The organism is Thermanaerothrix solaris (assembly GCF_032334255.1).
Classification (GTDB): domain Bacteria; phylum Chloroflexota; class Anaerolineae; order Anaerolineales; family Anaerolineaceae; genus Thermanaerothrix; species Thermanaerothrix solaris.
The window spans coordinates 378,899-400,807 of record NZ_JAUHMF010000002.1 but is presented as its reverse complement, the minus strand read 5'-3'; the positions used below and the strand labels follow the sequence as shown (position 1 = coordinate 400,807).

19 protein-coding genes are annotated in these 21,909 nt (G+C 53.2%); 11 read left to right on the top strand and 8 right to left on the bottom strand.

The genetic code is table 11. The annotated features are described in order from the left end of the window. The first annotated feature begins 91 nt into the window (after positions 1-91). A complete protein-coding gene (locus QYE77_RS09975; protein WP_315625259.1) occupies positions 92-859 on the top strand; it encodes an HAD-IIA family hydrolase in 768 nt (255 codons plus the stop codon). Here QYE77_RS09975 and QYE77_RS09970 read toward each other — a convergent pair. Beyond that, a complete protein-coding gene (locus tag QYE77_RS09970; RefSeq protein ID WP_315625258.1) occupies positions 828-3,872 on the bottom strand; it encodes a histidine kinase N-terminal 7TM domain-containing protein in 3,045 nt (1,014 codons plus the stop codon). The two genes, QYE77_RS09975 and QYE77_RS09970, sit on opposite strands and share 32 nt — an antisense overlap. Before the next feature lie 231 nt (positions 3,873-4,103). Here QYE77_RS09970 and QYE77_RS09965 point away from each other — a divergent pair, with 231 nt between their 5' ends. Genes QYE77_RS09965 through QYE77_RS09955 form a run of 3 tightly spaced genes read left to right on the top strand, consistent with a single transcriptional unit; the run spans position 4,104 to position 6,843 of the window. Continuing rightward, positions 4,104-4,997: a TIGR03619 family F420-dependent LLM class oxidoreductase gene (locus tag QYE77_RS09965; protein WP_315625257.1), complete on the top strand. Its 894-nt coding sequence runs from the start codon at positions 4,104-4,106 to the stop codon at positions 4,995-4,997. Further along, on the top strand, positions 4,994-6,007 hold the full coding sequence (locus QYE77_RS09960) for a hypothetical protein (RefSeq protein ID WP_315625256.1): 1,014 nt from the start codon (positions 4,994-4,996) through the stop codon (positions 6,005-6,007). The genes QYE77_RS09965 and QYE77_RS09960 overlap by 4 nt, the downstream gene beginning before the upstream one ends. 2 nt (positions 6,008-6,009) lie before the next feature. Then, positions 6,010-6,843, top strand: coding sequence for a class I SAM-dependent methyltransferase (locus QYE77_RS09955; protein WP_315625255.1), 834 nt, complete (start codon positions 6,010-6,012; stop codon positions 6,841-6,843). A gap of 77 nt (positions 6,844-6,920) precedes the next feature. On the opposite strand, the gene QYE77_RS09950 is transcribed toward QYE77_RS09955, so the two are convergent. Continuing rightward, positions 6,921-8,333: a hypothetical protein gene (locus QYE77_RS09950; protein ID WP_315625254.1), complete on the bottom strand. Its 1,413-nt coding sequence runs from the start codon at positions 8,331-8,333 to the stop codon at positions 6,921-6,923. A 151-nt stretch (positions 8,334-8,484) separates the two neighbouring features. On the opposite strand from QYE77_RS09950, the gene QYE77_RS09945 reads away from it, so the two are divergent. After that, positions 8,485-8,955 carry a carboxypeptidase-like regulatory domain-containing protein gene (locus tag QYE77_RS09945; RefSeq protein WP_315625253.1) on the top strand — a complete coding sequence of 157 codons (471 nt, stop codon included), beginning with the start codon at positions 8,485-8,487 and terminating at the stop codon, positions 8,953-8,955. A gap of 4 nt (positions 8,956-8,959) precedes the next feature. Here the strand turns inward: QYE77_RS09945 and QYE77_RS09940 are convergent, their stop codons facing one another. From QYE77_RS09940 to QYE77_RS09930, 3 genes are read right to left on the bottom strand one after another with little or no spacing between them, the layout of a single operon-like run. Then, on the bottom strand, positions 8,960-10,111 hold the full coding sequence (locus QYE77_RS09940; protein WP_315625252.1) for a glycosyltransferase family 4 protein: 1,152 nt from the start codon (positions 10,109-10,111) through the stop codon (positions 8,960-8,962). Continuing rightward, complete coding sequence (locus tag QYE77_RS09935; RefSeq protein WP_315625251.1) at positions 10,108-11,385, bottom strand: polysaccharide pyruvyl transferase family protein; 1,278 nt, start codon at positions 11,383-11,385, stop codon at positions 10,108-10,110. Before QYE77_RS09935 ends, QYE77_RS09940 begins: the two co-directional genes overlap by 4 nt. A 4-nt stretch (positions 11,386-11,389) precedes the next feature. Next, complete coding sequence (locus QYE77_RS09930; protein ID WP_315625250.1) at positions 11,390-12,616, bottom strand: lipopolysaccharide biosynthesis protein; 1,227 nt, start codon at positions 12,614-12,616, stop codon at positions 11,390-11,392. 91 nt (positions 12,617-12,707) lie between these two features. Here QYE77_RS09930 and QYE77_RS09925 point away from each other — a divergent pair, with 91 nt between their 5' ends. Beyond that, positions 12,708-13,919: a glycosyltransferase family 4 protein gene (locus QYE77_RS09925; protein WP_315625249.1), complete on the top strand. Its 1,212-nt coding sequence runs from the start codon at positions 12,708-12,710 to the stop codon at positions 13,917-13,919. On the opposite strand, the gene QYE77_RS09920 is transcribed toward QYE77_RS09925, so the two are convergent. Beyond that, entirely contained in the window at positions 13,859-15,025 is a 1,167-nt protein-coding gene (locus tag QYE77_RS09920) for a glycosyltransferase (RefSeq protein WP_315625248.1), read from the bottom strand. The genes QYE77_RS09925 and QYE77_RS09920 overlap by 61 nt on opposite strands. 545 nt (positions 15,026-15,570) lie before the next feature. Here QYE77_RS09920 and QYE77_RS09915 point away from each other — a divergent pair. The 3 genes from QYE77_RS09915 (at position 15,571) to QYE77_RS09905 (ending at position 18,597) form a co-directional block, all read left to right on the top strand. After that, positions 15,571-16,908: a hypothetical protein gene (locus QYE77_RS09915; protein WP_315625247.1), complete on the top strand. Its 1,338-nt coding sequence runs from the start codon at positions 15,571-15,573 to the stop codon at positions 16,906-16,908. Positions 16,909-17,277: 369 nt separating this feature from the next. Next, positions 17,278-17,724, top strand: a complete 447-nt coding sequence (locus QYE77_RS09910; protein ID WP_315625246.1) for a CBS domain-containing protein — start codon at positions 17,278-17,280, stop codon at positions 17,722-17,724. A 21-nt stretch (positions 17,725-17,745) separates the two neighbouring features. Continuing rightward, entirely contained in the window at positions 17,746-18,597 is an 852-nt protein-coding gene (locus QYE77_RS09905) for a sulfite exporter TauE/SafE family protein (RefSeq protein ID WP_315625245.1), read from the top strand. Here QYE77_RS09905 and QYE77_RS09900 read toward each other — a convergent pair. Together QYE77_RS09900 and QYE77_RS09895 are read right to left on the bottom strand one after the other, a co-directional pair. After that, entirely contained in the window at positions 18,570-19,787 is a 1,218-nt protein-coding gene (locus QYE77_RS09900) for an MFS transporter (RefSeq protein ID WP_315625244.1), read from the bottom strand. The genes QYE77_RS09905 and QYE77_RS09900 overlap by 28 nt on opposite strands. Beyond that, complete coding sequence (locus QYE77_RS09895) at positions 19,784-20,365, bottom strand: Chromate resistance protein ChrB (RefSeq protein WP_315625243.1); 582 nt, start codon at positions 20,363-20,365, stop codon at positions 19,784-19,786. The genes QYE77_RS09900 and QYE77_RS09895 overlap by 4 nt, the downstream gene beginning before the upstream one ends. A 166-nt stretch (positions 20,366-20,531) precedes the next feature. Between QYE77_RS09895 and QYE77_RS09890 the strand changes: the two genes are divergently transcribed. Both QYE77_RS09890 and QYE77_RS09885 read left to right on the top strand, forming a co-directional pair. Further along, on the top strand, positions 20,532-20,885 hold the full coding sequence (locus QYE77_RS09890) for a hypothetical protein (protein ID WP_315625242.1): 354 nt from the start codon (positions 20,532-20,534) through the stop codon (positions 20,883-20,885). A 4-nt stretch (positions 20,886-20,889) separates the two neighbouring features. Then, on the top strand, positions 20,890-21,882 hold the full coding sequence (locus QYE77_RS09885; RefSeq protein WP_315625241.1) for a sodium:calcium antiporter: 993 nt from the start codon (positions 20,890-20,892) through the stop codon (positions 21,880-21,882). The last annotated feature ends 27 nt before the right edge of the window (positions 21,883-21,909 follow it).

Genomic DNA, 21,909 nt, shown 5'->3' with positions numbered 1-21,909 from the left:
AGAACCAACCCGTTCAACTTGAGAAGATACAATCTTCGGCTATAATCGAAATATAATTTTTGGCCTACATCATCCAGGATGGGAGGGAAGTATGCCCACAGCCAAGGCATTTTTAATTGATATGGACGGGGTCCTGATCAGCGGGCAAACCCTTATCCCGGGAGCCGATGCGTTTATCGCGCGGTTGCGCCGGAAGGGGATCCCGTTTCTGGTTTTGACCAACAACTCGATGTACACCCCTGCCGATTTGGCACACCGTTTGCAGCATCTGGGCCTAGAGATCTCCAAAGAACAGATTTTTACCTCAGCGTTAGCCACGGCGCGCTTTGTACACACCCAAAAGCCGCAGGGAAAAGCCTTCGTGATTGGCGAGAGCGGGTTGCTGGTGGCATTGCACGAGGTTGGCTACATTCAGACCGATATTGACCCCGATTACGTCATCCTGGGGGAGACGTTTTCCTACCATCTGGAATACATCACCAAGGCGGTGCGCTTGGTCCTGGCCGGGGCACGCTTCATTGCCACCAACCCCGATCCCACTGGCCCGGGCGAGGGCGGGATCGTGCCTGCCTGCGGCGCCATGGCCGCACTCATTGAACGGGCCACCGGACGCGCCCCCTTCTTTATCGGCAAACCCAACCCCTTCATGATGCGTTCGGCATTGAATTACCTCGGCGTGCACTCCGAGGATACGGTCATGGTGGGTGACCGCATGGATACCGACATCCTGGCCGGCACCCAATCCGGATTACAAACCATCCTGGTGCTGAGCGGCGTCACGCGGCGCGAGGAAATCGAGAAATTCCCCTACCGTCCCCACCAAGTCTTCAACTCGGTGGCGGAGATTCCGCTGGATTAATATCCTGACGTTTGGGCGCACCGGGCGGGGGAGTAGGGGCGCCGTTGTGCCACAGCCCCACGCACCCCTTGCCCTGCGCCTTGGCCCAGTAAAGCGCACGGTCGGCACGCTCAATTAAATCGTCCAGGACCAGACAAGTGGCCTCCAATTCGGCCACCCCGACGCTGATTGAGATGGGGAAGGTCTTGCCATCCGCCTGGAGCACTTCGCGGCTCAGGTGACTCCGGATGCGTTCGGCCACGTGGGCAGCTTTTTCCAGGGTGGTCTCGGGCAGGAGGACGATGAATTCATCCCCACCGTAGCGGGCCGCAATATCCGGTTGGCGTAATTGATGCCGGATCGCGTGCCCCACGGTTTGCAACAAACGGTCCCCCAACAGGTGGCCGCCCTGATCGTTCACGATCTTAAGGTTATCCACGTCCAAGATAAAGAGCGAGAGCGCCGAGCCGTAGCGGCGGGCACGGGCGAACTCGCGCCGTGCCAGATCGAAGAAATGGCGGCGGTTGGCCAAACCGGTGAGCGCATCGGTGATCGCCGCTTGCTGTACTTGTTCAAAGAGACGCGCGTTCTCTAACGCAATCGCCGCCTGGTTGGCAAAGGCTTGGGCCAGGCGGGCATGTTCCTCGGTATAGGCGCCAGGGGTGCGGCTATCAATGGTCAGGTAGCCAATCGGTTGGCCGCGGGCGATCAGCGGCAACCCAATCCAGCCGCGGATGTGTTCAGCGCCGCCCCAGCGTTGAAAGCGCGGGTCTTGCTGGGCATCGTAGAGCACCACCGGGCGTCCGGTGCGAAAGGCTTCTTCCACCAGCGGGTTGCCCGAGGGGAAGCGGTGCCCCAGGATCGTCTCAAGGTGTTCAAAGCCGGCCCCCCGCACCAAGCGCACATAGCCCTTCTCAAGTAAAAAGACCGAGCAACTATCATACGGCACCACGCGGCGCAGGTTGGCGATGATCAAATCCAGCACCTGCTCCAGGTTCAGCGCTGAAGTCACGGCAGCCGCGGCCTCGCGCAGCGTCTCGGCTTCCACCGCGCGGCGCTGGGCTTCGGCAAACAGGCGTGCGTTTTCCAGCGCAATGCCGGCATGGCTGGCGAAGATCATCAGCATCTCGGCGTGTTCCGGACGATAGAAGTCGGGTTGGGTGCTTTCGAGCGAAAAGAACCCAATGGTCTCGCCGTGGACTACAATCGGCGCCCCAACCCAGGAACGGATATAACTGGTCTCGTCCAGGACAATCCAATTGGGGTCTTGGGACACATCGGCGATGATCAGGGGCTGTTTGTTAACGCTCATCCAAACGAAGTTTTGCCCCCATTCAAGATTGAAAACAAAGTTGCGCACTGCTTCAACCACATGTGGGCCAAATTGTTCATAGCCGCGCATTTTAGCCACATAGGCTTTGCCATCGTCGCGGAAGAGGATCACGCTTCCCGAATCGTACGGCACCACCTGCGCCACTTGCTCCAGCAGTTGCTCCAGCACCACATTGAAATCCAGGCTGGCAGTGACGGTGAGCGCGGCTTGGCGCAGGGCTTGTGCCAACTCGCGCTGCCGGCGCTCTTCCTGCGCCACATAGTGCAGTTCCTCCTGCGCAGCCTTGAAGGCCGTGATGTCGCGCACCAGACCCATGATCTCAAGGTGTTCTTCGTGATTGTGCGGGAAGCGCAGGGCAAGCAACGTGGCCTGGGCAAAAAAGCGCTCGCCAGCGGCCGTTTGACCCACATAATCCAGAGAAAGCATGCCCTCTTCCTGAATGACAGCCCGCAGAGTCGCAGTTAAGCGCGGCGCATCTTCCGAGGTGGCAAATTCGCACCAGGAACGCCCGAGCAAAGCGGTCTCATTCTCCACCTTGAACAGGCGTACCGCCTGAGGATTGACCAGGGTGAAGCGCCCTTCGGCATCAAGCAGGAAAATGGCTTCGGGCGAGGCTTCAATCAGGCGGCGGTAGCGTGCTTCGCTTTCGCGCAACGCCTGCTCGATGCGTTTGCGGGGGGTGAGATCATGCAAACGGAGTAAAGCACCCACCGGCTGCCCCTCGGGAGTTCGGACAGGGGTGTAATGCAATTCGGCCCAACAGCCGGGGCTGGGCTGTATTTCCAGGCCGGCCGATTCCGCATCCGGAGAGTGTAGCCATTCGGCCCACTGTGGCCAAACGGCCAGGGCAACCTGCGCCGGGCGACCCACCACCGCTTCAGCCTGCACCTGGAGCATACGGCAGGCCGCCGGGTTAATATCCAGGATACGCCCTGTGGCATCCAGCACCAGCAAGCCCTCATCGGTCACTTCGACCACTTTGGTGCGTGCCAGCGGCGTCAGCGCCCCGGGTGGGGTGCGGTACAGCCCAAAGAGCAAGATGATGCCGGAAAGAAGCAGACCCACAGGGGTGAGATCCAGCGGCAAGGATGGCAGCAAATCTAACAGACGCACCAAATTGACCAGCCAAGGCAGGGCAATTGCCCCGAGGATCAAATGCATCTGAGCCCGGTAGTACGCCGAATGCCGCCACAGGGTAAGCAAGAGCAAAACCGTGCCGGCCAGGAGCAAGGCATAGGAATAGACCGCGTGCAACCAAAACAAGGGCCCATAGGTGGGATGCAGGACCGCCAACCCATCCCACGAGATGCGCTCAAGGGCGGTAAAGAACAAGCGATGGGATGAATTGGTCCACAGCGCCACTTGTACCAGAAGCGGTTCTAGTGCCAGTCCCGCCAGGAGCAGTCCCACGCGCCGCGGCAGGCGCTCGGTGAAGGTGAGGGCAAAAAGCAGCCACCCCGCCGGCACCAGGGTTACGCCCAGGTAGCCCAGGCGGTAAAACACAACGGCCAGCGCTTCCTGCCGGCTGGCCAATTCTAAACCATACAGACCGAACCAGATGGCTAAGCCGAAAAAGAGGAAACTCAACGGCGCTGCCCCGCGTCCCGGACGTCGTTGCCAGGCCAGTCCCCCTAAAACCAACGCTACACTTGCAGCCAGCAAGAGCAAGACAGAAGGGGGAGAGAAATACCACGAGGTCACAGGTGCAATCTCTGAAGCCTCAGTTCTAGGTCGGCAAAAAGCGTGAACCCAAATTCGCCACACCAGCACCGACCGGGGTTTGGGTGTGTTGGTGTGGAGTTGATCTGATTATATATCATTATGACGTTTATGATCATACCGCGGTCCCAGATTATGTAAGGGAGGCTCAAGGATCAATAAGGAGCGTGCTATAATCGTGCCAGATACACCCTTGGCAACAGGAGATAAGGCGTGGAATTTGGGGTGGCTCTCCCCTCTTATGGCCCGCAAGCCACACGGTTGAACATCTTGGATACCGCCCTGGCTGCCGAGAGCCTGGGATTTGATCACGTTTGGGTGCCCGATCATCTGGCCTTGCCCCAAGCGGATGCCGAGCGCTTTGGCCATATCTTTGAGGCCATTACGACCCTGGCCTATGTGGCCGGCTGCACCCGCCGCATTGGGCTAGGGGTTTCCGCGCTAGTGCTCCCCCAGCGCAACCCGCTCGAAGTCGCCAAGCAGATTGCCACCCTGGATGTGCTCTCCGGGGGCCGCGTGACCCTGGCCGTAGCGGTGGGATGGTCGGCGGGGGAGTATGCCAACCTGGGTTACGAATTTCACAACCGCGGCGCGCGCATGGACGATGCGATCAAGGTCTTGCGCACGCTGTGGCGCGGGGGACGGGTGATCTCGTATCAGGGGCCGTTTTACCGCTTTGAGCAGGTGGTGTTTTCGCCGCCGCCGGTGCAAAGCGGCGGGCCGCGTCTGTGGGTTGCGGGCGATTCCCCGCGGGCGTTGCGGCGGGCGGTGTGGTTGGGCGATGGCTGGCACCCGAATGCGCTGGCCCCTCAGGCGTTGGCAGCGGCACTGGAGCGCGTGCGCCCGCTGTTGGGCGGACGGCCGTTTGACGTCATCGTGCGCACCCGGCTGACGTTCGACCAACCCCCGCCGGCCGAGGGTTACCTGGGCGGGGATGGAGAAGCCGTCATCGCGCAACTGCGCGCCCTGCAAGCGGCCGGCGCGACCGGGGTGGTGATCACCTTTCAGGCTGAGACCCAGGCCGAACGGGAACGCGCCCTGCGCCGCTTCGCTACCGACATCTTACCTGCTTTTGCCCCTCGTGCTACCGGGAAGGACAGCGTATGAAACGCCTTGCCTTGATCTGGGGATTACTGGTCGCGGGAACCTTGCTCGGGTTGGCAGCCTGCCAGAGCGGATTGCCTGCGCCGACGATTGCCACTCCTCTCCTGACCGAAACCCCCTCGCCACCGCCGGCCAATCCCATCGCCGCAGCAAAGGGGGAAGCGACCCTGCCCTTTGCCGCGCTGCCCAGCCCGACGCCCAGCGCCACCTTGACCCCCCTCCCCCCGACCGAGACATCCACCCCCAGTTCGACGCCCAGCCCCACGTATCCGCCGGGATGGCGGCCTTCGCCCACGCGCTGGCGTTACATCACCCGCACGCCTACCGTCACCCGTACTCCAACCCCGCCCCCGCCCTTCATGCGTATCAACCGGCCTGGGCCGTATTCCAAATTGATCTCACCCATCCAAGTGGAGGCTTTGATCAGCCCCGGCGAGGACGGTTTTGTGTATGTGGATCTGATCGGCGCGGATGGGCGCTACCTCGTTCGACAGGCGCTGGATTTTCGCGCCTATCGCGAGCGACGTTTCTACATTGCCCCAGAAATCCCCTTTGAAATCGAGGAACCGGCAGAACTCGCACGGCTGGTGCTCTCCACCCGCGACCGCTTTGGGCGCACCATCTACCTTTGCAGCACCGATGTCGTGCTGCAGCAATTGGGGCGCAACGCGCTGGAAGCACCCTGGGTAGATTTGGAGCCTTTTCTGGTGCGTTCGCCGCGCGAAGGGGAGACGGTGCGCGGCGGGGTGTTGGTCGTGCGCGGGGTGGTGCGTCCGCTGACCAGCCGCCCAATCCTGATCGAACTGATTGCACCGGATGGGAGTGTGGTCGGTTCGGCGGAAGTGACCCCGGGCATGCCCTATGGAGATCTGAGCCACGTGCCGTTTGAGGCGTATGTACCTTATACAGTAAGCGGGCCAACGGAAGTACGCCTGACCCTGCGCCAGGAGAGCGATTCGCGCATCCCCGGCACGGTCGCGCTGAACTCATGGCTGATCACACTGGAGCCGTGAGCATGGTCGTGCTATCCCATTATCAGGTGGCAGCATGGTTAGCCGCGCGCGGGCAAGCGGAGACCCTGCGCACCTCGCTGGATTTGGGGCGCAGTGAGGCCGAGGTACGCCTGGAAACTGAAGGGGTGCGCTTACCCGATGGCAGGATACTGCCCTGGTCGGCGGTGCAACGCGTAGCCGAAGACCCCGGCGGATGCTACCGCCTGGACGGGGATGAGGTGGTGCGCATCCAGACCTTTTCGGCTCGCAGCGGGCGCGCCTACAGCCTCTACCCCACCCCGGCCGCACCGACTCTGCTCATTTCGGGCATCCCGATGCACCGCATCAAAGGCACTGACCCCTGGCAGGATACATTGAGCAAGATCCGTGTGGCGAACCCACGCGGATGGGTACTGGATACTTGTATGGGGCTGGGTTACACGGCCATTGCCGCAGCGCGCACAGCAGAATGGGTGCTCACCATTGAACTCGACCCCGCGGTGGTGGCGATTGCGCGCCAGAACCCCTGGTCGCAACCGTTGTTTGAACACCCCCACATCCAGATTTTGATCGGGGACAGCGGTGAGATCCTGCCGGCGTTGGCGAGCGGGGTGTTCTCGTGCGTGATTCACGATCCGCCCACGTTTGCCCTGGCGGGTGAGTTATACCGGGAAGAATTTTATGCCGAGGTATATCGGGTGTTACGCCCGCGCGGGCGGATGTTTCACTACATTGGCGACCCGGCGAGCAAGAGCGGCGCGGCAGTGACCGCGCGGGTGCGCCAGCGCCTGCGCCAGGCCGGCTTCCAACGCCTCACCCCCGCCCCTCACGCCTTCGGCCTACTCGCGGGGAAGTGAGGGGGGAATAGAAAGGGACCGCCTACTTGAGACAGTCCCTGTTAAATTTATTATCCCTCTGATGCAACATTTTTGGTTTATGGTATAGGGATGCCCGTGTAATCCTCTCCTGGTACTTCAGTGGAGGAAACGTAAGTTTGAATTCGCACTACAACCGCTAATTGACTGCCCGCGGGTCCCTCCACCACCGCAGAACCGCCAAAAGTACCATCGGGGTAATAGCCAAACTCATTGCCTAACGCGCCGATCATCGAAGCGTTAGAGTTCACCTTCCCCCCGGCTGGAATTCCACCGAGTGTATGGGTACCCACCAAATTTCCGTTCTTATCGTAATATTTAACACTCACTGCCCCTGCGGGCAGATCAGATTCCCCCACGTTCTGAATAGCAATGAAAGCCCGTTGACGCGTACCATTTGTCCAACCACTTTGAGTGTAGCGAACATAGGGAAGCGCCACCTTTGAGGCCCCGCTTGTAAACCCAAGGAAAGCCGTGTAAAGGCCACCGCCATAAACTTTACCAATCGCCACAATGTTCCCACCCGTTGCTTCAATAACTGCGGAACCTATAAAGCCTGGGCTATTGACTGCACAGCCATCAAAGCTTCGTTTTCCTCCTGCGGAGATTGAATATGGGCCATCAATGGCGCCAGAACTATATTTCACCGTTACTTGAACCGGAGCGGAGGATACATTTTGAACTGCATAGGCCGTGGTCTGTTGGGCTGCTGTGTATTTGCATAAAGCTGATGGCATGTAAACCTTACTACCCGCTTCTGCTGTCCCTTCAAATGCGTAGGCTCTATTATCCGAAATACCAAGTTCCATTGAAGTGGCCACCACGTTACCGGGATCGTTTGTTCCCGCTTTTTTCGCGGTCACTTTAAGAGCCCCATTAAACGAAGTTCCCAGTTGGCTCATTTGGCCTAAGTCATAGTACTTAGCCGCACCGGCGGGTAGATTATTGAGGGGAATCTGAATTGGGGAGCCACTTGTAGGGACAAAATCCAAAGTCAGATCGGCTGCCACGGTATCCACATTCTGAACTACAACGATAGAGTTGGTTCCAAACGTATTCTTCAGAACGGTAGGAACCCCGACTTCTGCGGCCCCACTAGCAAACGCATTCGATAATGGTCTGGCTTTCAAACTGCTGCCAGAGGGTGGAACTTGAACCAAAGTGGCTACAAGAGGTTGGTCTGATTGAATTACGGCTGACCCCTTAAAGCCACTGGCAATTTCAGAAAGGCTACCCACATAAATCGAGGTACCTGCCATTGGAGCCAATTGAGGCCTAGTTATAGTGATTGGACTTCCGTTCGCCTCGGGATAAAATAGTATGGTAATATTCGCATTGGCATTTCCCACATTCTGATAGGTTATCGATGTGGTAAAGGATGTACCATAGGCCGCTGCGATTACCGATGAAGTGTTCCATGGGGTTAACAGCAACCCCACGATAAGTAATAATACTAAGATGACCTTTCGCATTTCTTTCCCTCCATTCAAAATGTTTCAATAGTTCTGTTATGGATTATGCCCAAGAGAGATTGCGGTTTCAATAACTCTTTAGTATTATTTTGTCGGAATGAGGAAAAACAGTTTTTTCCAGTAATTGCATGAATTAGGAGAAATAAACGCGATGGTTCAAAAAACACTGAGACCACAGGCTTATTTATCAATACCCTTTCTCTTTATTATTTTGGTCATTACGCTAAGTGGATGCAGTACTATCTCACATCAAGAAAAGTCTTTACCTTCCCCTGAAACAGGCAAGGCCATCATCATTGGACGGGTGCTTGACTTAAATGGGAATTCTCTTAAGGGCACTACGATTCGATTAGCCGAGGTTTATCGCGAATCCCAAGCCTCCGAAAATGGTGCTTTTGTCCTGGATACGGCCTTTAGCCCGGGTGCCGTAACCGATGAAAACGGTTTCTTTACTGTCCTAAATATTTCCCCAGGCGAATATGTACTCGTGGTTGGAGATGTTGAAAATAATAATTACACGATCGTTGCTCAAGAAAATGGGCAACCCCGAGTTTGGAGGGTTTCTGCAGACCAAATCCTCGACATTGGGACTTTGAAGGTACAATACACCTCCCGTCAGTAAAGGCTCATGAGTTGAGAAGCTCTTGAAAAAGGGCGATATACTGATCAGCAACCTTATCAATAGAAAAATGTTCGACCTTTTTTCGTCCTGCTTCACTCACTTGTGTTCTAAGATGAGGTGAGCGAAGCGCAAAGATGATTTTCTCTGCCAGCGCTTTGGGATCTCTAGGGGGTACTAACCAACCATCAATCCCATCTTCGATAAGCTCATCAGTACCTGGAATGTTAGTAGCAATGACTGGCACACCCGCTGCCATGCTTTCAAGGATAACGGTGGGCAATCCTTCCAATAATGAGGGGAGAACAAATAGATCTAACTGGCTGAGAAATTCGTATATATGAGGATGTTGCCCAAGTAGAAAAACGATATCGGTAAGTCCTTTTTGTAATATTAGATCCTGTAAAGCCCCCCTGAGTTCTCCCTCTCCCGCGATCAAAAATTTCACATCTGGGATCTGTTGGCATACGATAGAGGCAGCTTCGATCAGATATCTTATTCCTTTATGTTCAATAAGACGAGCAGCTGTTCCAATGATAAACTTATTTTGTTCCCGGGATGTTCTAGTAGGTATATTATATGGAATAGGGATGGAATTGTATATAACAGCAGGCTGACGTTTAGCAAACCTCTGCCCCCAATATTTCTTAATATTTTGCAGAACCGATTTTGAAACTGCAACCTGAGCATCTACGAATAAAGGAAATACAATTTCTCCCCAAATTAACCTGTTTATTCTGCTATAAAGGGAATCTTCCCACTCTTGGGTTATGTGAGCAGTTCGAACGACTTTCACATTCCCCATTCTCAGAGCCACATAAAGGGCAGCCAATGTTCCAAATTGAGTATGAGAGTGATATAAGTCAAAAGGATGTTTGGTTTGATAGTCAAGGAGTTTTTTTGTGCCCTTGACAAACTCGGATCGGCTAGAATTCCCTTTCCATGTAGCCAAAGAAATAACAGTGACCCCCGCTTCCTCTATTTTATCCAGCCAGTATTTCTCCAATTCTGTGTAAGTCTTGAAGAAAACACAAATTTCTATTGGAATACCTTTTTTTGCAAGTGCAATAGAAAGGTCAACGCCAAATCTCTCAGCACCTCCACTTATTCCCCCTATGTCTAACCCCTTAATAATTTCGAGTACGCGTATATCTTTCATTGACAACCCCTTTTGGAAAAAGCATCGGAGTGATAACAAAATGACACTTTAGTAGCAAGACTTGCAACTAGGAGGTTGAGCTCTTTTGATATTCTTTCCTTCGCTGCCCAGGTTTTCTCTAATAACAGAACCAAATCTTGAACTCTCAGATTAGATAGTTCAAGCCCGTATTGTTCCAATCCCAAGGTCTTCAGGACCCCCTTTGTTTTTAAAAGATATCCAATAAATATTGTAGGGACGCCCATGCTCATCGAAAATATACCGGAATGCAAGCGCGAAGCTAAAAACAAATCCATTTCGCCATAACAAGCCTTCAGCAACGAAGGGGGGTACGCACCATCAACAAAATAGGCATTAACCTGAGAACGGACCTTTTGGTAGAGAGAGAGAGTCGGGATCCGATCGTCTTCCAAGGTTGTTGGCCCGGTAACCTGGGTAAAAAATACAATTTGAAGATTATGTTCCAATGCAAAGCGCGGTAATGCCTCTGATAATACAAGATAATAGTTTTCTACTAATTTTGGACTAAGGGATTTACCCATTGGGGCAATAACAGTCACACCAAGGGATGGAATATTTGGATTCCAATCAAAAGATATTAGTAGTTCACAAGCCTGTTCCCTTGGTGCCGGCGTCAAACCAAATGCAGGATCAGGAGCGTAAGAAACTTTGTCCATTGGTAAACCGATAGACCTGGCCACCTCCAACGAAATTTGATCTCTTAGAAAAACGTGCTCTGCTCGCGAATACGCCCAACGAATAAGGGCTTTCTCCCACCAACGGCGAAAGGGTCCAATCGACTGCGGTAGGACATAAAGAGGTTTATTGAATAAATGCGCTAATGCAACGCTCATGATAGTAACAGGGAATGGCCAACCGAATCTCCCCATCGAGTAGAATTGGTTTCCCGGAACGGCTACAACCATGTCGCATGTCTCATAAGTCTCAAAAAGTTTTTTCCATGGCTGGGAAACCAATCTCCTAAAAACCTTAATTTTAAAAATGAAAGCAAAGAGGCAACCTAAGAGAAACTTAATCAACTGAATTAGAGGTGAATAATTTTTTGTCTTGCCTATAAGATAAGAGGGCGATGGAATAACTTGGTGCTCTTGTTGCTGATACCATGCTTCTTCCGGGTAATTTGCTGAGATGAAAAATTTTGCCCGCGGGAGCCTTTTTTTAATAGAATACATAGACATTTCTAGCAAGGCGAGATCCCCTGCATTTTGGGTCGAATGAACCAAAATTAGAAGAATTTTTGTAGAATCATTCATTTAATCAGACGGATGTCCTCGTTTTTAGAATAACCAGAAGTGCGTACCCAGTTAATAGTAACAATTCACTGAAATTATAAGTCAAAGCTGCGCCCTTAGCCCCGTAAATTGGAATTAATAAAAGATTTAATCCTAAGTTCGCTGTGGCCGCTAGAGCCTGAGGAATCAAGCGATGTTTTTGCCAGCCTGATGCCACAATGATAGCTGCTAGGCCATACTGAAGGGATTTTAGGAATAATATTGGGCTTAACAGCAAAAGCAGATTACTTGTCTCTTCAAACGCACCTCCTAAGATAGGAGAAATAAGCCATTTGCTTCCTAAACCAACCCCAAAGGTTAATAGTAAACCTAGCATGCCTAGCCCACCCATGGATATAAAAACAGTACGATCAAAAAAATGTCGCTGTACGGATATTTTTCGGCTAAAAATCGGTATTAATGCAAGATGTATCGTGTTGGGAATTATAAACAATGCACTAAGTACGCTAGAAGCAGGGCTATATAACCCTACTTCCAATGGAGATGTCAGTATTGAAAGCAGAGAGACATCTGCAACTACGTAAATCTGTACAAACACTTCTGACAGAACAAAGGGAATTAATTCTTTCAAATGAATCGGTACTTGCCTCGCCAATCTCCATCTTTGAAAGGGCTTGAATATAGCCAAGGCAACACTTAGGCTAATTCCTGTAAACAACAACCTACATAAAGCGAAAACTAAGGGTGAGTATATATTTTGCCACACTAAGATCAATGCTCCGATTAGTCGTCCCAAGCGAGAGAATATGAGCAATATAGTGATTTTTGAGTAGCGTTTTTGAATATTTAGACCATAAATAATAGTAAAAAAGCTATTATCCCACCAAATATCCAGAGCGCAGATGAAAAGGAATAAAGGAGCAATTGAAGATTTTCGAAATAAATAGATTCCCAAAACAAAAGGGGCCCAAATCAAAAAAATCAGAAATTTATTTTTAAGGATTTTTCCTGCAATATGCTCGGGATGCCTCTCAACGCTTCCTCTTTGAAGGTACCAGGTATCCATGCCAAAGCCAAGAATGAAGGTCCACAACCCAATAAGGGAATATCCGGAAGCATAATAACCATATCCCTGCGGACCCAAATGTCGGGCTAGAATCAATGCATATAGCATCATGATCCCTTGGGATATCGTGGCGCTAAATGTATACTCGGTTAACCCCCAACCTTTTGAAATTATCCTCTTTATCACAGAATTACCAAGGTTTGATGAGAACAATTTTTGAAAAAAGTATGGGTACTTTAATGCTGTTGGATGTAATCAGTTATAATCCAAAGAAGAGATGAAATTTCATTTTCTTCTCACCCAGGATTTATCGAGCCCAGGTGGCCTTGGCCGCTATTTGCCTTGGGCAAAAGAACTAACACGCTTGGGACACTGTGTTCGTATTTCGGCTACTCACAGCAATTATAAAGCATTGCATAGGAAAAAATTAGTTATCAATGATGTGGAAGTTGAGTATATAGGTCAAATGCATGTTCTCAAAAAAGGGTCAAAGAAAACCTACTACTCGCTATTAAGATTTGTCTGGGTTGTGCTTAATGCAACGCTTAGGTTATCCTGGGCCGCAATGAAATATCCTACTGATGTCATCATTGTTGGTAAGCCTCATCCGATGAATGGGATAGCAGGTATCCTTGGGTCAAAGCGCTGGAGGTGTTTGCTTGTTGTAGATGTGGACGATGACGAAGAATATTCGGGGAATTTTAGGCACGGGTGGCAACGAAAGATCGTTGGGTGGTTCCAAAAGAAGTTGCCAATCTGGGCTGACCAGGTCACTACAAATACTCATTACATGCGACAAAAATTACAAGGTTTTGGTGTTCCTTTAAGCCGTGTATACTACTTGCCCAATGGCGTTGAACCAGCTCGGTTTCCACCCATCTCAGCAAAAAAGATTATCGCCCTAAAAAATAAGTTAGGAGTGGCTGATAAAAAAATCATTGTGTATCTCGGAAGTATTGCATTGGTAAATCACCCTCTCCAATTGCTAATCGAAGCCTTTATCAAAGTGCATCGAAGTGATCCTGAAACAACGCTGCTGCTGGTGGGCGGTGGTGAAAGTATCGATGAGGTGAGATCCATTGTAAAAGAGAAGGAGATAGAGAGCTCTGTAATCCTGATTGGGAGAGTACCCCCCGAGGAAGTGGCCAAATATTATGCGATAGCGAATGTCTCAGTTGACCCGGTTTATGATGATTTAACGGCGCGTGGGCGTTGTCCGCTGAAGTTATTTGAAAGCTGGATTTGCGGTGTTCCGTTTGTAACTGGAGACGTAGGAGACCGCCGGCTTTTAGCAGGAGATCCACCGGCTATAAAAATTTGTAAGCCAGGAGACCCCGATTCACTCGCGGCTAGTATAATTGAAATTCTCAATAATAAAGAGTTAGCCGATCGTATGATTGAACTTGGAAAGGAAAGAGTAAAAGAATTTTATTGGGACTCGCTTATTCCGCGATTCTTAAGGGAACTAGTATCACTTAGGACTTTCTGAAAGAGCATTGCTAGATCTAACCATAAATTATTGGTAGGGCCTTTATCTTCACTAATAGAGGTGTCCATTCTCATTTTCTTTTCCAAAGCATGTTGTATTGCAACAGCTAATTGCCCTGTATCTCGAACGGGAAATTTCACGACAATATCTGAGTTACAGAGCACATCATCACAAATTATATCCGAGACCACAATAGGCAAGCCAAATCCCATTGCTAATTTCACCGCTCCACTTTGTGTGCCCGATATGTAGGGGGCCACAAATATATCTGCAGCCGAAAAGTACAACGGGACCTCTTCGTTAGGAATATAACGATTTTCTAAATAAACAAGATCAGAAATTTCTAGTTTTCTTATCAATTGCTGATATTTATTAATATCCTCCCAGAATTCGCCTACAACTAATACTTGGATAAAATATCCCCGCTGTTTTAAAACGGCAATTGCTTCCAATAAAAGCGATAAGCCTTTATAAGGGCGTACGATTCCAAAAAATAACACTACAGGTAGGCTAGTGTCTAAGCCTAAGTGTGTCTTGGCACTTATGTTATCCAGTCTTAATCCAGCAAAAGGAAAGTAGACAGGATGTGGGTGAAGATAGACTCGAGCGTTTGGCAACAGACTAAGCAATTTATTCTTTTCTTGATCGGATTGGACGATAAACGCATCTCCAAGTCTTAATGTTAGCCACGCTAACCCCCGATCAAGCCATCGCTTCTCATGAGGATAAACATTATGAATCAAGAAAACCACGGGGAATTGCTGCTGACGGCAATAATATCCTATCGTTGTAAAAGCAGGAGACATAAAGGTAGTCCACCATTGAAAAACCACTAAATCTGGATGATCCTCTTTTATACTCTTGGCTGTTCCTACCCATGTATAGGGATTCATTGTGTCTATGGTATAAACCACCGGAAAATAAATGTTCTGTTGGCTGGGCTCTTTATCAGATTTTCCAGGATAAAGCCAGTAAGGGTATTGACGCAAAAAAGAATAAATTAGGACCTCATGTCCAACTTGTTGAAACGCCTCTGCCAGCGAAGCAGTATAATGCGCAATACCCCCCCGATAGGGATACACTGGGCCTATTAATGCTACTCTCATGGCGTTCCTATTTATTTTATTTGATGGCTAGAGTATAACACAATGCTTAGAGTGCCTTTATGATGCTCTGAAATCCCATTTCCTCTTCACCCCCCAAAATACTTATAAAATACCAAGAATCTAACCAAACCTCTTGCTTTTTTTACCGACTTGGGTATAATGGGACAAACAAAGTCAAAATATTGACGTCCTTAACAAAATAAAAGGGTCAAATCCCTTTTACAGGCGGCGTTGAAGCGGGAGCGGTGCGCGTTGGTCGCCCGCCCAGACCCAAAATCTGGGCCACCCCCCGCCGAGCCAGTGGCGAAACCGGCCTCTCTTCTCCTGATGGGCCGGTTTGTTTACTTAAAAGACAAACCGCTACAAAAGGTCCTGTTTATTCGGCGGCGTTGAAGTGCGCATTCCCTGATATGGTCGCTTACCGGTATCCCGGTGGGAGCGCACAGAGCCAATAGCGAAACCGGCCGGACTCATTCACAAGCGGGAAGGCAATTGTGCAGCCTTTATCGCTCGCTACCATTTCGTCTCTGTTCGGAGGTTTTGCTATGTTGTTCCAAAAGTCACCCCTCTTTTATCGTTCGCTGGCCCGCTGGTTTTACCTTCTGGGCGTTGTTACCTTATTGGCAGGATTAGGCCTAAGCCTGTTGGCATTCCCAGCCAGCGCAACTGCATTAGATACTGCTCGTAAACCCACCAATACTCCCAAACCCACCAATACCCCTCAACCAAACTATCAACTTAATTTATCTCACATCGAATGTGTGAACGGGCAGGTAGAAATCCACTTCGTCCTGCTCAATGTCCCCAGTGGAGTCACGCCTGGTAGCCTCACCTATACGTATAGCAACGGTTCAGCAACCTATACCGCTACCATCAGCCCAAGCAAGAACACAGGGAACGTCTGGCATTATTACGATTATCAAAGCCCCGGTTACTACAATATCACCTCGGCATCGGTTAGCGTCAACGGGCAAACCGTTACTCTCCACAATCCCGGTGCCTATGCCGGTTCCTACTGCGCCGTCCCAACTAACACGTCCTCGCCTACTATGACGCCAACGAATACATCCCTTCCCACAGTGATGCCAACGAACACCCCTGTGTCAACCAACACTCCCACACTCGCTGATCTTACCCTCAATGCCGCTTGTGATGGCAATTTGTATTGGACGGTCTTCAACCCCAATCCCTTCCCTATTTCGTTCACTTGGCAGGTGATCAGCGGAGGAAGTGAAAGTGGCAGTGGCACGGTAGGAGCCAATGATTATGCGTACTTCTCAACAAACGGCGGAACGGTAACGGTGCGTCTCTCCTACAACCTGGGTACCTTGGCTCGCACTATCGAACAAACCCAAAGTTGCGAAGCACCCACCGAAGAACCGACCCAAGTAACCCCCACCGAGATTACACCAACGGAAGTAACTCCTACTGAGATTACTCCCACCGAAATTATCCCCACTGAAACCATCCCTACTGAAGTGACTCCTACCGAGGAGGCAACACCAACAGAGGTTACCCCAACCGAAACCATACCTGATGAGCCCACTCCAACGGGTGCAAGCCCCACCGAGATTACGGTTCTGCCTCCTGTAGAAACCGCAACGCCGATGCCAACAGAAACCGTCATCATCCCTCCCAGCGGCGATAACACCCCCACCCCCGACCCGGGCCAGCCCACCCAGCCCACAACGCCACCTACCCTGCCACCCCCACCTCCCTCAACTTCTAGCGGTCAGCCCGGCCTGCTCATCCCGGTCACTGGCGCCGATATGACCCAACCCATGCCACCCCTCTCATCCTTCCTGACCTTCCTCGGGCTGATCTTCCTCGGCTTGGGCATGCTCACCCACAGTGCCGCCCGCCGCGTGGAAATCCACCGCTAATCCAACCATCCTACCGTTGCCGCTTGCGAGCCCCTGCCCCGTGCAGGGGCTCGTGCTTCTTAGATACCAAAACCCTCCCAACCAACACCGTGAGCCTGGTAACCCATAAGATGCTGCGGCATTGACTTATACAACCTTATTTGATACGATTTATCTGTATAAGGGCGCAGCTCGCATTGGCAACCCTCTTTCGTCACCTGGCCGGCCGGATTGTGTTATGATGATAGTAGTCGAAGGGACGAAAGCACATCTGCCGAGATCAAAACATCCTGCAGCCCATCCTTACCAACCGTCTTCGGTGCTCTAGGCACAAAATCACCCTGTCATTCAACCCTCGCTCTTCTTATTCCAAACCAGGAGGCTACGTTGATGAATACCGTGCGACACATCCTTCAGGTCAAAGGAGATTACATTTGGTCTATCAGCCCCGAGGCCACCGTTTATGAAGCCCTGCGTATGATGGCCAATAAGGACGTGGGAGCATTGGCCGTTATGGAAGGCGAGCGCCTGGTGGGCATCATCTCTGAACGCGATTACGCGCGCAAGGTCATTCTGCACGGCAAAGCCTCCAAAGACACCCTCGTGCGCGAGATTATGACCACCGAACTTTACCCCGTGCACCCGGATCAAACCGTCGAGGAGTGCATGGAACTGATGACCTACAAGCGCACCCGCTACTTGCCGGTCATGGAAGGTGACCGTCTGCTGGGCATCATTTCCATCGGCGACGTGGTTAAAGATATCATCAGCCGCCAGCGCCGCATCATCAGCACCCTGGAAGATCGCCTTAAAGAGAGCGGTCAAAGCGGGCTCTAAGCCCCGCCAGGGAAGCCTGACGTGCCGGCCGGAGAAAATTGGGGCCAACGGGTGGCATGGCGGCGGGCCACCCTGGCTTTCCTGAGCGCCATCCCAATCGGCTGGGTCGGGGCGCTAATCGGCTTGGGTGGGGCGGAGTTTCGTCTGCCGGTTCTGGTCGGGGCATTGGGGTTTCCAAGCCGGCGCGCCGTGCCATTGAACCTGGCCGTCAGTTTTCTGACCCTGGGCATAGCCTTCTTCGTGCGGGGGCGCGTGCTGCCGTGGGCACACCTCATCCCCCTATGGCCGATGCTGGGAACATTGCTATTGGGCAGCCTGAGCATGGCTTTCTGGGGCGCCGGATGGTTGCCCCGCGTGCGCCAACGCCACCTGGAACGCGCCATCTTGATCCTCCTGGCGGCCTTGGGATTGCTCTTGATCACCGAAGCCTTCTTGCCCCTTGCCCCGCCCGGGGGCGGATTGCCGACCGGGGTGATCCGCTATGGGATAGCCTTCCTGGCCGGCCTGGGGATTGGCTTGGTCAGCAGTCTGCTCGGCGTGGCCGGTGGCGAATTGATCATCCCCACGCTGGTGATCCTCTTCGGCGTCGAGGTCAAACTGGCCGGCTCGGCCAGCGTGCTCATCGGCCTGCCAACCGTAGCCATAGGCCTGGCGCGCCACCTGCGGCGAGGGCTTATCAGCTCCCAGGAAGGGCTGCAGGTGATCCTACCGATGGGCCTGGGCACCTTCCTGGGAGCCGGGTTGGCGGGGCCGGTATTAGGGCGCATCGCTCCGGCCGCGCTCAAAGTCCTGCTGGGATTGATCCTTCTCTTCTCAGCCTGGCGTGTGTTTCACCCCCACCAGGTTCAGACTGCCACCTCAGGCGAAGTATGAGCGCGTTGTAACAAGCCAAACATCACCAACGCCAGGATTTCGGTCAACGTTACGAACAGCAAAAGCGCGCTGAGCGAACGCTCGTAGAGGAAGCCCATACTGGCGCCGCTGACAAACCAGGCCGCACCATACAGGGTGTTGAAAATGCCATACGCCGAAGCGCGACGGGCCTTGCCCACCATATCAGCAATGGCCGCTCGCATCACCGTCTCATGCGCCGACATCACCACCCCCCATAACACTGCGCTAAATAGAGCCAGTGCGGTGCTCTGGGAAAAGCCCAGGAAGGGGATCGGCAGAGTCAGCAATGGGATCAGCACCATTCCTTTCAGGCCAATCCGGTCATAAATGCGGCCAATCCCCAGCGCAGCGATGGCATCTACGCCCATAGTCAGGGCATAAAGGTAGGCAATTTGGTTGGGGGAAAACAGGCCACGGGCATTCCAGTGGTAAGAAAGCACGGCAAAGGTGGCAAACCCGGCTACGCTGAAGAGGGTAAACAGCGCATAGAACGTGAAGGCGCGCGGCAGGCGCGTGCCGGCAGCATCTGCGGCGCGGGTGTCTTTTTCCAGCCGCTCCGGGGTAGGCACACGCAAGCGGGCGAAGGCCAAGGCGGCCAGCATCAGGATGGCAGGAATCCATAACAGGTTGAATCCGTCACGGTAGGATTGGCGCACGGCGAAGACCAGCCCAAAGAGCAGCGGCCCGGCCACCCCACCCAGTTGATCCAAGAACTCATGGAGAGCAAAGCCACGCCCGCGCCCGGTCTGGGCCGTAGCGTGCGAAAGGATGGTATCGCGAGCCGGGGAGCGGATAGCCTTGCCAATGCGCTCCAAGATCAACAACGCGGCGGCCAGTTCCCAGCGGTTGACGAACGCCAATAGCGGGATGCACAGGATCAAGCCGTAGCCGAGGAACGTGGCGGCCCAATAGGCGCGGGTGCGCTCGGCTAAATAACCGCTGACCAGACGCAGCGCATAGCCGAGAAATTCCCCTAGCCCGGAAACGGTGCCAACGATGGCGGCGCTGGCACCCAGATAGAGCAGATATGGCCCGGCGACACCGCGCGCCGTTTCATAGGTAACATCCCCCAGCGCGCTAACAAGGCCCAGGATAACAATCAACTGCCAGGAAAGGCGTTGACGTTGGGCATCGCTCAGCGTGGTTGTAGACGTGGTTGTGGATTTCATGGTATGGCATCTCCGTCGTTAAGGGTTTGAGATTCGGAATCGGCTGCAGCATTCAGCCCTTCACGAGCATAAACATGACTCACAAAGACGGCAAAGGCCTCGTGGCAGGTCTTTAGGGCCGTGGTAGCCTCAACCGAGAGCGCAGCCCCGAAAAAATCGCGCCCCCGTATCTTACCCAGCCAGTGCTCCAATTTCTCCAGGTCTTCCTCGATCTCTTCCATTTCGGCGTAGGTATACTTCCCTTGTTGGCTCTCTTTGGCAATCTCGGCTAAAAAATCCTGGCAACGCTCCAGGAACTCGCGGTATTCCTCATCGCGTTCAGTACAGAAGCGCGCCCGGATCAGCCCCTCGGCCTCGGCATCTGGCGTCTGTGCCCGAAACAGCCAGGCCTCACCGCCTTGTTGGCGTACCTGGGCGCGTAGATCCTGCAGCCACCGCTCAAGATCGGCGCGTTGCGGTAAGACCCAAACGCCATTCTGGAGCCCAAGGGCACCGATTTGGCGCATCCGACGCCAGACCGTCACCCGCAGGCTGGAAGGGGTCGTCGGCAATTGAGGTAGGAACAGCAGCCAGTCCATGGGCTCTTGCCTGAAACAGATGTTGCATATTATAGCCCCAAGCGCTAAATGCAACAAGTGTTTCATCCGATCTCGTTGCTGTAGGATCACCTGAGGCCAAAAACCGAGGATGGTAGAATCATCTTATCCTGTGCGCGTAAACCCTCATTTTAGAAAGGACTGCCCCATGTACCTGGTGTTGATGGTCGTGGATAACGAAGCCCATGTTGATCCTTTGCTGATGCGATGGGAGAAGGCCGGCGTCAGCGGGGTGACGATTTTAGAAAGCACCGGTTGGGCGCGCCGCAGCCGCAAACGTCCCCTCGCCTTGCGCTACCTTTACGGCCAGAGCGAATCCCACGAAGCGGTGGGAAACTACACCCTGCTGGCGATAGTGCCGGATGAAGCGATGGCGCGGCGCTGCCTAGAAGAAGCCGAAGCCCTGATCGGTGACCTGAATTTGCCCAACACGGGTGTCTTTGCCGCCTGGCCACTGGCGCTGGCGAAAGGCATCCCCTCATCCCCCACAGCCGAGGACTAAACCGATGGTTTGGATCATCTTCATCGTCAGTGCAGGGATCATCGTTTTAGCCGCGGTGCGCCTGGCAGAGTATGGGGATGCCATTGCTCTGCGCACCGGGCTGGGACGACTTTTCGTTGGCGTGATCCTGATCGCAGCCGCCACCTCACTACCTGAGGTGTTAACCACGGTCAATGCCATTTCCCAGGGCGAAGCCAACCTGGCTGCCGGCAATCTCTTGGGCAGTAATATGTTCAACATGGCCTTGCTGGCAATCTTAGATCTGGTCTTCCGCAAACGGCGTATCCTGCGCACCGCCGCGCTCAAACACGCCCTCTCCGGCAGCCTGGCCGTCCTCTTGATCGGCCTAGTGACCTTCTTCATCTTAGCCGATATTCCTTGGCGAATTGGCTGGGTAGGCGGCGACAGTTTGGTCATCATGCTGGGCTATCTGCTGGCCGTGCGGCTACTTCAACGCCATCAGCATGTCGGCTCGGGCGTCGCCACTACCACCGAGGAGATACCGCCCGGCACGCCCAGCCTGGGGATAGCCCTCTTTGGCTTCGGGCTGGCCACGGCCGCGCTGGTTTACGTGACACCCTGGCTAGTGCGCAGCAGTGCCGAGATCGCCATTATCACCGGTTTGGGCAGCACCTTCATCGGCACCACGTTGGTGGCTCTGGTAACCTCGCTGCCCGAACTGGTCACCACCGTTTCCGCTGCGCGCCTGGGTGCCGACGACATGGCCATCGGCAATCTCTTCGGCAGTAACCTGTTCAACATGTTTGCCTTGGGCCTGGGCGATTTATCCTACACTTCCGGCCGCTTCTTGGGTGTGATTGACCCTGCCTTTGTGCTGGTGGGATTGCTCGGTCTCATTTTAACGGCGCTAGCCCTGGTGGGTAACCTGATTCGGTTGGAACGGCGCTGGGGTATGCTGGAAGCCGATGCCTTGCTAATCGGGGTGATTTATCTGGCCGGGTTGTGGGTGCTTTACCAGCGTGGAATCACGCCCTGACTTCTCTGGTAAAATTGCTGCGGCTTA

Bases quoted from the DNA above. Each gene is read 5' to 3' on its own strand.
- QYE77_RS09975 (WP_315625259.1), top strand. From the start codon at position 92: ATGCCCACAGCCAAGGCATTTTTAATTGATATGGACGGGGTCCTGATC.
- QYE77_RS09960 (WP_315625256.1), top strand. From the start codon at position 4,994: ATGAAACGCCTTGCCTTGATCTGGGGATTACTGGTCGCGGGAACCTTG.
- QYE77_RS09955 (WP_315625255.1), top strand. From the start codon at position 6,010: ATGGTCGTGCTATCCCATTATCAGGTGGCAGCATGGTTAGCCGCGCGC.
- QYE77_RS09950 (WP_315625254.1), bottom strand. From the start codon at position 8,333: ATGCGAAAGGTCATCTTAGTATTATTACTTATCGTGGGGTTGCTGTTA.
- QYE77_RS09945 (WP_315625253.1), top strand. From the start codon at position 8,485: ATGGTTCAAAAAACACTGAGACCACAGGCTTATTTATCAATACCCTTT.
- QYE77_RS09940 (WP_315625252.1), bottom strand. From the start codon at position 10,111: ATGAAAGATATACGCGTACTCGAAATTATTAAGGGGTTAGACATAGGG.
- QYE77_RS09935 (WP_315625251.1), bottom strand. From the start codon at position 11,385: ATGAATGATTCTACAAAAATTCTTCTAATTTTGGTTCATTCGACCCAA.
- QYE77_RS09925 (WP_315625249.1), top strand. From the start codon at position 12,708: ATGAAATTTCATTTTCTTCTCACCCAGGATTTATCGAGCCCAGGTGGC.
- QYE77_RS09920 (WP_315625248.1), bottom strand. From the start codon at position 15,025: ATGAGAGTAGCATTAATAGGCCCAGTGTATCCCTATCGGGGGGGTATT.
- QYE77_RS09915 (WP_315625247.1), top strand. From the start codon at position 15,571: ATGTTGTTCCAAAAGTCACCCCTCTTTTATCGTTCGCTGGCCCGCTGG.
- QYE77_RS09910 (WP_315625246.1), top strand. From the start codon at position 17,278: ATGAATACCGTGCGACACATCCTTCAGGTCAAAGGAGATTACATTTGG.
- QYE77_RS09900 (WP_315625244.1), bottom strand. From the start codon at position 19,787: ATGAAATCCACAACCACGTCTACAACCACGCTGAGCGATGCCCAACGT.
- QYE77_RS09895 (WP_315625243.1), bottom strand. From the start codon at position 20,365: ATGGACTGGCTGCTGTTCCTACCTCAATTGCCGACGACCCCTTCCAGC.
- QYE77_RS09890 (WP_315625242.1), top strand. From the start codon at position 20,532: ATGTACCTGGTGTTGATGGTCGTGGATAACGAAGCCCATGTTGATCCT.
- QYE77_RS09885 (WP_315625241.1), top strand. From the start codon at position 20,890: ATGGTTTGGATCATCTTCATCGTCAGTGCAGGGATCATCGTTTTAGCC.